General features: G+C 72.3%; 10 protein-coding genes. 2 read left to right on the top strand and 8 right to left on the bottom strand.

Annotation, left to right across the window (positions count from 1 at the left end; translation table 11 throughout):
- Positions 1 to 172: 172 nt before the first annotated feature.
- Complete coding sequence (locus tag WMF31_RS14140; protein ID WP_436602442.1) at positions 173 to 1,684, top strand: PQQ-dependent sugar dehydrogenase; 1,512 nt, start codon at positions 173 to 175, stop codon at positions 1,682 to 1,684.
- Between the two features lie 272 nt (positions 1,685 to 1,956).
- Here the strand turns inward: WMF31_RS14140 and WMF31_RS14135 are convergent, their stop codons facing one another.
- Both WMF31_RS14135 and WMF31_RS14130 read right to left on the bottom strand, forming a co-directional pair.
- Positions 1,957 to 3,183 (bottom strand): hypothetical protein, encoded by a 1,227-nt coding sequence (locus WMF31_RS14135; RefSeq protein WP_436602441.1) that lies wholly within the window; start codon positions 3,181 to 3,183, stop codon positions 1,957 to 1,959.
- Between the two features lie 232 nt (positions 3,184 to 3,415).
- On the bottom strand, positions 3,416 to 4,015 hold the full coding sequence (locus WMF31_RS14130) for a hypothetical protein (RefSeq protein WP_436602440.1): 600 nt from the start codon (positions 4,013 to 4,015) through the stop codon (positions 3,416 to 3,418).
- Between the two features lie 19 nt (positions 4,016 to 4,034).
- Here WMF31_RS14130 and WMF31_RS14125 point away from each other — a divergent pair, with 19 nt between their 5' ends.
- Positions 4,035 to 4,454, top strand: a complete 420-nt coding sequence (locus WMF31_RS14125) for a hypothetical protein (protein WP_436602439.1) — start codon at positions 4,035 to 4,037, stop codon at positions 4,452 to 4,454.
- 170 nt (positions 4,455 to 4,624) lie between these two features.
- Here WMF31_RS14125 and WMF31_RS14120 read toward each other — a convergent pair whose 3' ends face one another.
- Genes WMF31_RS14120 through WMF31_RS14095 form a run of 6 tightly spaced genes read right to left on the bottom strand, consistent with a single transcriptional unit; the run spans position 4,625 to position 12,582 of the window.
- Positions 4,625 to 5,827 carry an ATP-grasp domain-containing protein gene (locus WMF31_RS14120; protein ID WP_436602438.1) on the bottom strand — a complete coding sequence of 401 codons (1,203 nt, stop codon included), beginning with the start codon at positions 5,825 to 5,827 and terminating at the stop codon, positions 4,625 to 4,627.
- A 39-nt stretch (positions 5,828 to 5,866) separates the two neighbouring features.
- The gene (locus WMF31_RS14115; protein WP_436602437.1) at positions 5,867 to 7,090 is read right to left on the bottom strand and encodes an MFS transporter; all 1,224 of its coding nucleotides are present in this window, start codon (positions 7,088 to 7,090) and stop codon (positions 5,867 to 5,869) included.
- Positions 7,087 to 8,130, bottom strand: a complete 1,044-nt coding sequence (locus tag WMF31_RS14110) for a methyltransferase (protein ID WP_436602436.1) — start codon at positions 8,128 to 8,130, stop codon at positions 7,087 to 7,089. Before WMF31_RS14110 ends, WMF31_RS14115 begins: the two co-directional genes overlap by 4 nt.
- The gene (locus tag WMF31_RS14105) at positions 8,131 to 10,167 is read right to left on the bottom strand and encodes an aminotransferase class I/II-fold pyridoxal phosphate-dependent enzyme (RefSeq protein ID WP_436602435.1); all 2,037 of its coding nucleotides are present in this window, start codon (positions 10,165 to 10,167) and stop codon (positions 8,131 to 8,133) included.
- Positions 10,164 to 11,231: a cupin domain-containing protein gene (locus tag WMF31_RS14100; protein WP_436602434.1), complete on the bottom strand. Its 1,068-nt coding sequence runs from the start codon at positions 11,229 to 11,231 to the stop codon at positions 10,164 to 10,166. Before WMF31_RS14100 ends, WMF31_RS14105 begins: the two co-directional genes overlap by 4 nt.
- Positions 11,221 to 12,582, bottom strand: a complete 1,362-nt coding sequence (locus tag WMF31_RS14095) for an FAD-dependent oxidoreductase (protein ID WP_436602433.1) — start codon at positions 12,580 to 12,582, stop codon at positions 11,221 to 11,223. Before WMF31_RS14095 ends, WMF31_RS14100 begins: the two co-directional genes overlap by 11 nt.
- Positions 12,583 to 12,966: the final 384 nt, after the last annotated feature.

Raw genomic sequence — 12,966 nt, 5'->3', positions numbered from 1 at the left:
CCGACGTCCTGCTCACCTCGCCCCTGCACAACATCGGTAGCCAGGAGAGCGCGAACAGATGTTCCGGAGGGCCCGATCATCACCCACTCATCCTGGACACTGTGCGCAACTTCCGTCCACTGGGCAGTCGATCCTAGGTGCGTTGCGACGATGATCGGGTAAAGTGCGCCCCATGATCAAACAACGTTCCACCTTTGCTTTCTGGATGGCCCTCGCGCTCGGCGTCGGCGCATGTAGCGGTGACGGCGGCGAGGGCAGCAGCGGCGATGCCACGTCGACCACGGGGAGCGGCAGCACCGGTGCGCAGGGGACGACCGGCCCCGGCGCCACCACCGGTCCTGGCGCAACCGGCGTCGGCGGCGGCACCACCACGACCACCGGCCCTGGCGCCACCACCGGCGTCGGCGGCGCCGGCGGCGGCACGACGCAGCCGGCCGGGACCGGCGCGGGCGCGGGCGGCAGCGGGACCGGCGGCAACGGCGATCCGCCGCCGTGCGACGCGAGCGTCGCCCCCGACGTCGGCAAGCTGGCGCTGGAGAACGTCGTCGACGGCCTGGACAAGCTGGTTTATGCCGCGCAGCCGAAGGGCTCGAGCGACTGGTACCTCGTCCAGCAGGGCGGGATCATCCGCGTGTTCTCCGAGGGCAAGCTGCGCCCGGAGAGCTTCCTCGACGTGAGCAGCCAGATCCAGCTCCTCTCGGGTGCGTTCGACGACGAGCGCGGCCTCATCAGCATGGCGTTCCCGCCCGACTACGCCGAGACCGGGAAGTTCTACATCATGCTGACGCCGACCACGGGCGCGAACATGAACCGCGACACGGTGCTCGAGTACCAGCGCTCGAGCGATCCCTACGTGGCCAACCCGACGCCCACGAAGACGATACTGCAGCTCGACACGTCCGCCCTGAATCACAACGGCGGCCACGTCGTGTTCGGGCCCGACGGCATGCTCTACGTGGGCACCGGAGACGGGGGCGGGACCTGCAACGACAACAAGCCTGGAACACCGCAGGATCCGAGCTCCCCGTTCGGCAAGATCCTGCGCCTGGATCCGAACGCTCCCGCGCCGCACGCCGCGGCCGGCAATCCCTTCGACGGTGACGCCGCCCGGACGTGGCATTATGGCATGCGCAACCCGTACACCTTCAGCTTCGACCGGTTGACGGGCGACCTCTTCATCGGCGACGTCGGCCAGGACGGTTATGAAGAGGTCGACTTCGCGCCGGCCGGCGCGAAGGGCCTGAACTTCGGCTGGGCGGCGTTCGAGGGCATCCACGCGAACACCTGCAACGGGCGCACCCTGCGCGAGGGCGCGACGCACGTCCCGCCGATCGTCGACATCGACCGGCGGCGGAGCGCCACCGGGGATTTCAGCGATTACGTGTCGGTCATCAGCGGCTTCGTGTACCGGGGCACCGCGCTGCCTCAGCTCCGGGGCGTGTACATGTTCGGCGACTACACCGGGGCGCGCATGGGCGCGCTCATGCAGTGCGGGGAGCAGACGTCGCCCATCACGGTCATCCTCAAGAGCCGTGATCCGAACTCGCCGAACACCCCGGCGTTCACGCGCCCGAACGGCCAGCCGGCCTTCAAGCAGCTCACCGCGATCGTCGAGGACAACGCCGGCGAGCAGTACTTCGTGATCAACCGCAACACGCTGGCGAAGCTCGTCCCCGGGCAGTGAGCGCGCGTGCGCCTGGCGCTGGCCGCGCGCCGAGCGGCCAGCGCCACGGCGCCGCACCGTGACAGCCCCCGCGGGGGCGCCCTGCGCCCCTCGCGGTTCCCCTCCCCCTCCCCCCTACCAGCAAACTCCTCCAGTACCCCAGCGCCACCGAGCGGCGGTCACCCGCACAGGAGACGGGCCCAGATCGGCGTTTTCGGCGCGCAGGCGTATTCCAGTACGCCGAGCACCGAAAACGTCGAAATGGGCCCATATCCAAAGCGGGTGACCGCTGCTCAAGGGTCGGCGGGGGGGTATCCAGCCTCTTGCGTCATCTCCTGGATCCAGCGAGTGACCACCTGCACGCCCGTCGGGTCGACCTTGTTGGTCCCGATGCGCGGCATCTGCCCCTCGAAGCCGCGCATCTCCTGGCGGGCGACGAGCAGGCTGCGCGCCGGATCGCCGGGGCGGATGGCGTACCAGTGCGCGGGATCGGTGATCTCGAGCCCCTCGAACTTCGCGTTGTCGTCAGGGCGCTTGTTGACGCCGGTCCGGACGGCGTCCGTCGTCAGCACGCTGGCGAGGTCGTCCTTCTCCAGCCGCAAGTAAAGCCCCGTGTCCCGGGCCGGCGCGTCCACGGCCTCGTTGTGGCAGCTCACGCCGCAGTTCGCGTGCAGGTACCCGAGCGCCTGGCGCTCCACCTCGTTGCCCGGGATCGAGAGGGCGAGATCGCTCCCGCCCTCGATCAGCCCGAGCTCCGCCAGCGATTCGCGCGTGAGCCCCTCGGCGCCCGGACCGAGCATCAACGCATCCCAGCCGAGGATGAAATCGGTGCGCCCCGAGTGGCACTCCTTGCACTGATCGCGCGTCGGCACCGTGTGCCCGGTTCCGTAGAGATCGGGCACGCCCTTGGCGTTCACCATCTGGATGGCCTCGCGCTCGTCCTCGGACCACACGTAGCTCGTGTAAAGCCACCCGTCCGCCGTCTTGCGCAGCAGGCGCGTCTCCGCGAGGCGCATCGCGCCGTCCGCGCCCTGCACGCGGAACTCCTTCCAGAACTGCGTCCCCTCCGGGTACATGAACGAGTCCGGATCGCTCGCGTCCACCTTCTGGCCCTTCGGGATCGACACGAAGCGTCGCTTCGCGGCGGCGTCACTCCAGAGCTCGATCGCAGGCTTGTATTCGAGGACGCCGCACGCGAGCTCGCGCTTGTCGAAATCCCCGTAAAGCCCGGTGCAGCGCAGATTGGCCGGCAGCGCGCCGTCATCCGGATTCTTGCAGTCCACGTCGGTGGGCATCACGAACTCCGCGCACTCCCCCGTGCCGTCCGGCGGCGCACCGCCGCCGCCGACGCCACCGGCGCCGCCTGACCCGGGCACACCGCCCCCGCCCCCCGGCCCGGACGTGGCCTCGTTCGGCCCCGTGCCGTTCGCAGACGACCCATCACCGCGGCCCGGATCACACGCGACCGAGACCAGCAGCGCACAGCCAAGCCAACCTGTCCTCGCGAGGCGAGTCAACATGCGCACGAGACTACCACGAAGGCGCTCTCCGCGGAACGCTCGATGGCAGGGCGAATCGAGGCGGCAAGGCTCGCCCGCAGCGCGTCGAGCGCCGCATTACAGCCCGAGCCGATTGAGCGGCTGCTGGCGGTAATGCGGCGGTGATCTCTCCAGCGGTGCCCGGTCCCGGGCGATCAGGCGGGCGGGCTCGGCGCGCGCTCCACGTCCTCGCGGACGTCGCGTGGCGCGATCCTCACGGACCGCAGCCGATGCGCTCGGTCCCGAGCGCGAGATCGTCGTACCACATCGTCTTGGCGCCGCCGTGGTACTTCTCGAACCCGAACTTGAAGAACTTGTAATCGTACGGGCCCCAGTCCGTGACGTGCAGCGCGTCCACCTCGGTGTCGTCCACGAACACGCGCACCTCCCTGCCGGGGCCGTTGTAGTAGAACTCGAGGCAATACCAGGTGTTCGCGACGAGCTTCACGCCGCCGCTGCACTCGTACGTTCCGCCGTTCGAGAGCTTCTCGGCGTCGTCGCTCCTGCGGTTCAGCTCAAGCTGACACTGATGCTCGCCGATGCGCACGTGCTCGCCGTCGTTGGGGTCGCCGGTGCCGCTCACCGCGGCGACATAGGTGTTGTGGCCGGACTGGATGTCGGTGTCGCTCTTGAAGTAGACCCTGCCCCAGAACTCGCTCGGCACGGGGACGGCGAGCATCTGGCTGAAATCCGTGCCCGAGACCTTGATCGAGCGCGTCCCGCTGTGGCCGGTGCTGTCCAGCGTGACGAAGTTGCCAATCCTGTCGCGCAGGTACTCGGGGAAGAACTGGAGCTCGGATGGCAGCGAGTCCACCTCGAAGTCGGAGCAGAAGATGCTCGCCGCAGCGCACCCGCCGGAGGCCGTGCCGCCGCCGCTGCCGGTCGCCGGCCCCGCGCCGCTGGTGGTCGTGCTGCTCGTAGCGCCGCCAGCACCGCCGCCGGTCGCGCTGGTGGTCGCGCCGCCGCCCGTCGCGCCGGTGGTCGCGCTGGTGGCCGCGCCGCCGCCCGTCGCGCCGGTGGTCGCGCTGGTGGCCGCGCCGCCGCCCGTCGCGCCGGTGGTCGCGCCGCCGCCTGACGTGGTGGTCCCGGGATCCGCGGCCCCTCCGCCGCCGCTGCCGGAGGAGGCGTCGCCCTCGGAGCCGGGGTCATCGCCGCACGCGGCCACGGCCGCGAGCGCAAGCACAGCAAGCAAGGAGAAGGGACGAATCGAGAAGGACATGCTGAAGATCTCCTGGAAGCGGGGCGCAGGATGAGCCCAAAGGATGCGAGCGACTCTACCAGTGAACTCCACGCATGTCAGGCATAACCGGAGGAGCGGCCCCGAGAGATCGGCGCCTCGCGGCCGCGCCCCGGAGGTCCGTTGTAACGGCCAGTGGCAGATAGGGTGTCCCCGAACCCGGGATGAACCCGGGGGGACGACGTACTAGGCTCCGCGCGCGCCGTCCGGCGGCTCTACGGGGCTCAGGACGAGCCGCACCGCGTCGCGGGCGCGCTCTGCCCGGAGGAGCGCTTCCTCGCGATCGGCGCCGACCGCGCCCGCCATCACACGCCGGTTCGGGTACGAAGGACGCGGGTCGACCCAGGCCCCGGGCGCGACGAACACCTCGACATACGCCACCCCGGGCATGCGGCGCGCCTCCTCGACCCCCTCGACGCGCTCGACGCGCCCTTCGCCCGGGGGCAGCGAGAAGCGCACCGCCGCCGCCCTCGGGAACCCCGGCTCCTCAGCGACCTCGGCGAGGACCGACTCGCCCAGCGCCTGCCGCACGACCAGCCCGATGTAGTCGACGTCCGTCGCCAGGCGCACGAGCTCGGCGATCGAGTCGCCCCCGACCCGGGTGTGCGTCTCGATGAGCCGAGGGCCTTCCGCCGTGTACTTGAGCTCCGTGTGCGTCGGGCCGTCCTGGATCCCGAGCGCCGTGAGCGCCGCCCGGACATAGGCGCGGATCTCCGCGTCGCGCTGCGGGGAGATGGCCGCGGGCACGACATACCCCGTCTCGACGAAGCTCTCGTCGTCGTGCCAGAGCTTGCCGGTGACGGCCAGCACGCGGTGAACCCCCCCCTCGGAGAGCGCCTCGACGCTGTACTCCTCGCCCTCGAGGAAGCGCTCGACGACGTACCGCGGCGCGCCCGGGCGCGCGACGAGCTCCGCGTGGATCCGGCGCAGATCGCGCTCCTCCCGCGCCTTGTGGATGGAGAGGCTCCCCTGGCCATCGATCGGCTTGATGATGAGCGGGAAGCCGACGCGGGCCGCGAACGCGAGGAGCCGATCGAGGCCCTCGACCAGCTCCGAGTCCACCCTCTCGAACCCGACCGCCTGGAGGTGGTCGCGCATGCGCCGCTTGTCGCGCGCGCGCGCGACGATCTCCGGCGCGTGAAGGAAGGGTCGCCCGAGCGCGCGCGCCACGTGCGCGGCGGTGAGCTGCTCCTCGTCGTGGAGGCAGACGACGCGATCGAGCCGGTCGACGGCGTCGATCGCCGCAGCGCAGCCGGCGATCGCCTCGTCGCGCTCGTCGTCCTTCACGACGAGCACGCGCGCGTGCGCCGCGGCGAGGTCGGGCGCGGCCGCCCTGGAGCGCCGGACCACGTGCGTGACGCGGGCGCGCCGGAGGACCGCAGGGTGCATGGGGCGAGGGCCACCGATCAGGAGAATGTGCATGGATCGTCACTCCGGGACAGGCCGGTCCTTGGGCGGACCGAAGGCGAGAAAGCCGGCCGCGAGGGCAGGGCCGAGCGCGAGGGCGACGTGAAACGGGAGCGCCGGCGCCCGCTCGTACAGGGACGTGCCCGCGAGCGGCGCCAGGATGAACGCCGCCGAGCTGGCGGCGAAGTACGCCCCCATGTAACGGCCGGGATCGTCGGCGGGCGCGAAGGCCGTCGCCGCGGCCGCCCCCGTCGGCAGCACGAGCATCTCCCCGAGCGTCCAGACGAGCACGAGGGCGGCGGCGCTCCAGAGCCCGTCGGACCACGGCGAGAGGCCGAAGCCGAGCGAGACGAGGAGCGCGCCCGCCGCGAGCACGCGGCGCGCGTCGAACCGCTCCGTCGCGTGCACCACCCACATCTCGGCCACGACGCACACGAGCGCGTTCAGCGAGAGGAGCAGCCCGACGCTCCGCGTGTCGAGGCCGAGGCCGCCCTTCAGGAACAGCAGGTACGCGGCGTTGACCTGGAAGAAGATCATCATCACGACCGAGGAGACGAGCAGGAACGCGGTGAACCGCGCGTGCCGGTGCCAGGGCGCCGCGCGGACGGTCGCGCCCCCGGGCGGCGCCGCCGCGACCGGGTCGCGCCCCGCGAGCGCGGCCAGGAGCCCGGCCGCGAGGAGGCACGTGACGCCGTCGATGAGGAAGAGGAGCCGGAAATCCACGCCCGCCAGCGCCCCGCCGAGCGCGGGGCCGATCGACATCCCGAGGTTCACGGCGGTGCGGTTCAGGGCGAAGGCGCGGCGCCGCATCGCGGGCTCGGTCCAGGCGGCGAGCGCGGCCGCGTTCGCCGGACGGAAGACCTCCGTCGCGAAGCTGAGCAGCCCGAGCACCGCGAGGAGCGCGGGCGTGCTCGAGACGGACACGAGCAGGCCGAGGAGCAGGGCGCTCGCGGCCAGCGACGCGACCTGCACCCGGACCGCGCTGAAGCGGCGGAGCACGGCGCCGCCGAGGAGGTTGCCGGGGATCGCGCCGACGCCGTAGACAGCCAGCACCTGGCCGGCTTCGGCCGGGCTGTAGCCCCGCTGCTCCGTGAGGTACAGGACGAGGAACGGCACGACCATGGTCCCCGCCCGGTTGACGAGGACGACCGCCGCGAGCAGCCAGACGCGAAAGGAGAGGCCGCGGTACGGCGCGAGGTAGCGCCGCCACCCGCGCGAGGCCGTGGCGGGCCGCTCGTCCGTCATGGGCCAGGCTTCGTCGCCACGAGCAGCGTGTGGTCGAGGTGGCGCGCGTCGTGCCGGCGCAGCTCCCCGAAGCCCGCGCCCTTCAGCCATCGCTCGTGCTGGGACGCCGGGTAGGCCATCCCGTGCCCCGAGGCGACCGCGACGAAGTAGATCGAGGACTTCGCCGCCTGCAGCCCGCCCGACTCGTCGTCCGCGCAGGTGAGCGTCCACGCGAAGAGGCGGCCCCCGGGCGGCAGCCGCTCGCACGCCTTCGCGTAGAGGAACCGGACCCGCTCCTCCGCGAAGATCTCGACCACGTGCGACAGGAGGACGGCATCCCCCTCCGGCCATGGATCGCGGAACATGTCGGTCTCGACGCAGCGGATCCGGCGCTCGAAGCCGGCCTCCTCCACCCGCTTGCGCGCGATCGCGCAGACCGACGGGAGGTCGACGAGCGTGACCGAGAGCTCCGGGAAGCGCCGGCAGAGGCGCATCGCGTTCGTGCCGTCGCCTCCGCCGACGTCGACCAGCACGCGCGCCGCGGAGAGCTCCTCGGCCTCGATCATCCCCGGCGCGAGGCGGGTGTACGCCGCCATCGCGGTCTGGAACAGCCGCTCCGACGCGGGGTCCGCCGCGAGCCGCTGGTAGAGCGTGTCGCCGGGGCCGGGGAACGCGTCGAGCCCGGCGTTGCGACCCTGGCGGAGCGACTCGGCGAGCCGCTGGCAGCCGACCTGCTGGACCTTCTGGTTGAAGGCGACGAACGACGCCATCGAGAGCGGCGCGTCGCTGCGCAGGTACGACTCGGCGAGCGCGGTGTTCGTGTAAGCGCCGCCCCCGTCCCGCTGGACGGTGCCGGTCGCGCTGCAGGCGAGCAGGAGGACACGCGCGCCGTGGCGCGAGATATCGAGCCCGGCCGCGACGTCCTCGACCGTCGCCCCCGGGCGGCGAGAGAGGAAGTCGAAGAGCCCGAGCTCGCAGGCGGCGCCGAGCGCCGTGCTCTGCACCCACCCGTTCATCAGGCCGCAGAGCGCCGTCCAGTCCTTTGGAGAGATCGTGTCCATCTAGAGCTCCTGTGCGCGGATCATCGCTGGATCGGAGAGCAGATCAAGGAAGCGCTGGTTCGCCTCGGGCCGCGCGACCGAGATCCGGAGAGCGCCCGGAACCACGTGGCCCGCCTCGGCGACGCGGAGGTCCTCCCGCGCGAGCAGGGCGCGCATTCGCGCCGGATCGCGCGGCTGGACGAGGAGGAAGTTCGCCTCGGAGGGGTAGACCCGCGCGATCGCCGGGCTCGCCTCGAGCGCGGCGCGCATCCGCTCGCGCTCGCGCCGCACGGCGCGCCACGAGTCGACCACGGGGCCCATGTCGGCGAGCCGCGCGGCGACGGCCGCCTGCGCGGGGGACGAGAACCCGAACGGCACCTGGACCCGCTCGAGCGCGCGCACGATCGAGCGCTCGGCCAGGGTGACGCCGCACCGCGCCCCCGCGAGCCCGAACGCCTTCGAGAGCGTGCGCACGAGCACGAGGTTCGGGCGCGCGGCCAGCGCGCCCAGGTAGGACGGCCGCTCGCTGAACTCGACGTAGGCCTCGTCGATGATCACGAGCCCCGGCGCGGCGGCGGCGAGCTCCAGCACCTGTTCAGGCGAGAGCCGGGAGCCGACGGGGTTGTTGGGATCGCACAGGAAGACGAGCTTCGGTCGGGCCCGCACCATGGCCGCGACGTCGAGCTCGTTCAGCGCGGGCCCGCGCAGCGGGACGGCGGCGACCTCGAGCCGGAGCAGCCGCGCCCAGTGGGCGTACGCCTCGAACGTGGGCGGCGTCGTGCAGACCACGTCGCCCGGCTCGGCGAAGGCGAGGAGGAGCAGCAGGACCGCGTCCACCCCCCCGCTCGTGAACAGGACGTTCTCCGCCGAGAGCCGCGGGAGCTCCGCGGCGCCCCGGGCGCGGTCGACCTCCGCCGTGATCTCGAGGTACCGCCGCTTCAGCTCGGGCTGGTCGACGTCCGGGTACCGCGCGCACCCCCCGAGCCACGCGTTCGTGTTGCTCGAGAGATCGATCTCGTCGAGGCGCGGGCGGCCCCGCTCGCGGAGCGGCCCCGGGATGGGCGCGGATCGGACCGTCGGGCGCGCGTGGCGCGACGGCTCGTCGTCGACCGGCGGGGGGCCGCCGAGCGACGCGAGCTCGCGCCGCGCGGCCTCGTCGCCGCTCCAGATCCAGTGATCGAGCGGGAGGAACAGGTCCGCGCCGAGCCTCCGCTTCCGGTCCACGCCGCCCCGGCCGAGGTGGACCCAGTCCATCCGGAGCCGCCGCGCCTCGTGGTAGAGGCGGTAGAAGGTGGAGACGTACAGGTTCTTCCGGGCGGCCTCGTGGTCGCGCCGGATCGCCTGCGTCAGGTAGTAGATCCCGTCGCCCAGCGCGCTCACGAGCAGGAGCCCCGCAACGACGATCTCCCCGCCGCGGCGCTCCGCCCGGAACACGAGGCGGATCCGCGGCGCGAGCTCCGACGCGAGCAGCCGCTCGAGCGACGCGCGGTTGTACGGGTTGTGCCCGCTGCCGTGCCGCCGCGCGTGCTCCTCGTGCAGGGCGACGAGCGCCTCGGCGTGCGCGCGGCGATCGCGGAGATCGCCCGCGCGCAGGAGCTCCCAGGTGAGCTCCGCCTCGCAGGCGCGCTCGCGCCGGCGCAGGTCGCGGAGCTGCCGCGCGCCGATGCGCGCCCGCAGGAGCTCGTCGACGTCCCCGGCGTCCATCAGCCGGACGACGCACTCGTGCCCCGCGGGCACGCGCGCGTACCCGGCCTCGCGGAGGGCCCTCGAGTCCTCGCCGCGCCGCACGTGCGGGACGAGGATCTGCGCGGCGCCGGCGGCGGCGGCGGCCTCGCCGAGGGCCCCGAGGAGCGCCGCGTCCGGCGCCGGGGTCGAGAAATTCAGCAGCGCGCCGGCGCCGAGGAGCGTCGGCAGCGCGAGGACGCGCGACGCCGCCGGTGGGATCGGGTAGACGCCGGCGACGTGGGGGAGGCGCGCCAGCTCGACCACGGGCCGGGGCGGCTCCAGGCCGCTGAGGAGCGCGTCCAGGAGCGCCTGGATGTCGCGGCGTGACCTCATGAGGCCTCGGCGGCGCGCCGGATGAGGACGACCATGCGGTCGAGCATCGCCTCGAGCATGTCCCAGCCGTCGCGCACGATCGCGTGCAGCCGCTCGTGCGCCACGGGCGCGAGGCTCCGGAGGAGGTCCTCCCCGATCTGGGTGTGCGCGTCGTCCGCCTCCTCGTGGACGCTGAAGTAAGGGGCGAGGTGGGCCTCGCCCTCGAACGCCCTCGCGGCCTCGCTGTGGAACGCGTGGGCGCTCACCTCGAGGACGAGGTGGACGAGCGCCGCCTTCTCCGCGTTGTCGCGCGTGAGCATCTGCGCGACGAACCACTCCCCGGCCGCCTCCACGATGGGATCGCGGCAGCGCGGCCCCTCCTCGAGCGCCGGCACCAGCATGCGATCGTGGCCGATCTCCTCCTGGAGGTGACGCGAGAACCCCTCGGCGAAGGAGGGGTCGACGCAGGTCGCCTGGCGCAGGAGCATCAAGCGCTGGAACGTCGCCGACCACCGCTGCAGGAGATCGAGGAACATCGCCCGTGCCCGCGGGTCCCGCAGCAGGCCGTCGCGGAGGAGCTGGAAGTACGGCGTGCGCACGTGCGCCTCGAGGCGGCGCTGGCTGTAGGCGCGCAGCGGCGAGAGCGGGTCCGCGGGGGCGGGGGGCCTCACCATCGGCTCCTCGATGCGCTCGTAGAGGCCCGCCTGCTCGAACTGGACCGACAGGGCGACGATGCCGTCCGGCGCCGAGCCGGCGAACCCGTGGGAGCACCCCGCCGGCACGAGGACGATGTCGCCCGCCGCGAGCGGGCGCTCGAGCTCTCCGAGCAGGCGCCCCGCGCCCTGGCAGACGATGATCATGGAGCGGATCGGGTGGACGTGCGGCGCGAGGCTCCTGCCGGGGTCGAGCCGGGTCCACGCGACCGCGAGCCGGGCGCGCTCGGGGATGAAGCCGGCCACCGCGGCGTGCCGCCGGAAGTCGCGGTGCTCGCCGAGATCGAACACCGCCCCGTCCACCTCGACCGTCGTGATGGCGGGGAGCTCATGTCGCGCGATGACGCTCACACGGTTCAACTCAGGATTCATGAGAGGACCTCTTCGCCGGCACCGGCCTGCGGAGCCACCGGATGCCCGTGATCGCGCCCGCGAGGATCCGCTCGACCACGGTGAGGCCGAGGGCGCTGCGGAGCGCTGCCTGTCTCTGGATGATCCGCCGCGCCTCGGCGTAGGGGAGATCGCTGTGCGCCACGAGCGCATACTCGTGGTGCCATAGCGAGGGCAAGAGCCGCAGCAGCGCGGCGTTGATGAGCTGCCGCCCGTGGAAGCGGGCCGAGGCGGCGTGCACCTTCAGATAGTCGAAGTGACCTATCGAGAGCTCGTCGAGCGCGTCGGCGTTGGGCTTCTGCGCGGCGTGGTACTCCGCGAACGCGCGCCGCCGGTCGGAGGGGTAGCGCCCGAGCGCCGTCGAGAGGGCCAGCGCGTCCTCGAGCGCCGCGTTCATCCCCTGCCCGAAGAACGGGTAGACCGCGTGGCACGCGTCCCCGACGAGGACCAGCAGATCGCCGCTGTTCCACGTCGAGACGCGCGTCCTCACGAGCGCGCTGTACCTGGCGCTCCGCGCCGAGTCGCGGAGGCTGCTGCTCGCGCGGTAGAGGGCCGGGAAGTCCGCGTGGAAGGCGGCCTCGATCGCGTCCACCCCGACGCCGCTCTCCACGATGAAGCAGCACGAGAAGGAGCCGTCGACGTTCGGGATCGCCACGAGCGCGGACCTCCGGCCGGGCCAGACGTGCAGCGCCTGTGCGGAGATGCCGAGTCGACGTCCGTCGCCCTGGCTGATCGTGAGCTCGGCGTAGCCGTGGGAGAACGTGTGCTGCTCCACGGACACCGCCTCTCGAGCGCCGAGCGCGCCGCGCACCCAGGAGTGGACGCCGTCCGCGCCGACGATGAAGGCGGGCGAGAGGCGCGCGCTCGCGCCGCTCTGCCGGCGAAACCGGAGCTCGCCGCCCGGGCTCAGCTCGTCCAGCGTGACGTTGAACTCCACCTGGACCCCCGGGCTCGCGAGCGCCCGCTCGAGCAGCGCGACGATGAGATCGCGCCGCTTCAGGGCATACAGGAGCTGCGACGCGCCCCCGTAGCTCTGCGCGACCTGCCCGCCGCCCGGGAGGTGGACGACGCGCGACTCCATCCGCACCGCGGCGGCGAGCGCCCGCTCGGCGAGCCCCAGCCGCTCGAGCACGCGGCGCCCGCGACCCGACAGGGTGAAATTGATCGTGCGCCCCTCCTGGTACGCCACGCGGGGATCCGGGCGCTTCTCGAGCACGCGGACCTCGATTCCTTGCTCGGCGAGCAAGATCGCCAGCGAGAGCCCGGAGATCCCGCCGCCCACGATGACGGCGCCGGACGAGGAGCTCGTCTCATCTTGTCTCGGAGGACTCAAAGAAGCCTGCATCATGATGCACCAGAACGGTTAATCGCAGACCGACCACGGAGCGCGGTCCACGACTCGAGCAAGCCCGGAGCAACTCGATGGCTCGGCGGTCGGAGCGCGTGCCACGGAGCACCACACGGCTGCCCAAGCCACGCCGTGTCAGGGCCAGCGTCGCAGCGGTCATCTGGGTTACAGCTGAGCCTGGCGAATCATCGATCCAAGCCGGGCGAAGTCAAGCCCACAGCAACTTTTTTGCTGATTGCGTCGTGAGCGCCCTTCTCGGGAACAACCGTGGCACGTGCGCTGTTTCGTGCAGGAAGCATACATCGTGAAACGTCCCATCGACGGGGCTGCGCGGGCGTTCGGGATCATCAATGCACTGGGCGCCGAACG

Origin of the sequence: Sorangium sp. So ce1036, from assembly GCF_051369805.1 — a bacterium.
Lineage (GTDB): Bacteria > Myxococcota_A > Polyangia > Polyangiales > Polyangiaceae > Sorangium > Sorangium cellulosum_F.
This window is presented reverse-complemented; position numbering and strand designations above follow the sequence as displayed.

What these genes read in the sequence shown, in the direction of transcription:
- WMF31_RS14100 (WP_436602434.1), bottom strand. Translation starts at nt 11,231, where the DNA reads ATGAATCCTGAGTTGAACCGTGTGAGCGTCATCGCGCGACATGAGCTC.
- WMF31_RS14140 (WP_436602442.1), top strand. Translation starts at nt 173, where the DNA reads ATGATCAAACAACGTTCCACCTTTGCTTTCTGGATGGCCCTCGCGCTC.
- WMF31_RS14125 (WP_436602439.1), top strand. Translation starts at nt 4,035, where the DNA reads ATGCTCGCCGCAGCGCACCCGCCGGAGGCCGTGCCGCCGCCGCTGCCG.
- WMF31_RS14135 (WP_436602441.1), bottom strand. Translation starts at nt 3,183, where the DNA reads ATGTTGACTCGCCTCGCGAGGACAGGTTGGCTTGGCTGTGCGCTGCTG.
- WMF31_RS14115 (WP_436602437.1), bottom strand. Translation starts at nt 7,090, where the DNA reads ATGACGGACGAGCGGCCCGCCACGGCCTCGCGCGGGTGGCGGCGCTAC.
- WMF31_RS14110 (WP_436602436.1), bottom strand. Translation starts at nt 8,130, where the DNA reads ATGGACACGATCTCTCCAAAGGACTGGACGGCGCTCTGCGGCCTGATG.
- WMF31_RS14105 (WP_436602435.1), bottom strand. Translation starts at nt 10,167, where the DNA reads ATGAGGTCACGCCGCGACATCCAGGCGCTCCTGGACGCGCTCCTCAGC.
- WMF31_RS14120 (WP_436602438.1), bottom strand. Translation starts at nt 5,827, where the DNA reads ATGCACCCTGCGGTCCTCCGGCGCGCCCGCGTCACGCACGTGGTCCGG.